Source organism: Alteromonas marina, from assembly GCF_000808575.1.
Taxonomy (GTDB): Bacteria; Pseudomonadota; Gammaproteobacteria; order Enterobacterales; family Alteromonadaceae; genus Alteromonas; species Alteromonas marina_A.
Window position 1 is genome coordinate 1 of sequence record NZ_JWLW01000037.1, and the last position, 443, is coordinate 443.

The window sequence follows — 443 nt, forward strand, 5'->3', positions numbered from 1 at the left end:
ATTAAACGGCTGGCACGAGATAGACCATAAACTGATTTGCCAGGTAGAAGCGTAAGTGTGGCGTCAGCGCCAACAGTCAAAGTATTGCGTACGACTACATCATCAGAGAAAGTAGTATCAAATGGAATTTCTCCCTCAACGAACAGACTAGATTCCTCTTTTGTCTCTCCAGTTACACCAAAGTTATGGATGGTGCCTTTTCCGTCACGAGGATTCCAATAGCCTCCGTATCTGTTATCAATCAAATTTAAGTTGTTAACGGTATAGTCACCCTGGCCAGATAAATGAACGCCATAGTCTTTTGCATTTTTTACAGTTACGTTGCTAAGAGCATATGTACCAGTTATTGAGCTAGGCGCATAAATACCAAAACGCTCAACATTTTCTATGGTGACATTGTCTAACGTTGCATTGGCGTCACCCTGTATCAATACGCCATGGGC

At 42.4% G+C, this 443-nt stretch carries 1 protein-coding gene; it reads right to left on the bottom strand.

Annotated features, from left to right (window positions below):
• Positions 1 to 443, bottom strand: a 443-nt coding sequence (locus RJ41_RS14385; RefSeq protein WP_039222230.1) for a right-handed parallel beta-helix repeat-containing protein, incomplete at both ends; no start/stop codon positions are given.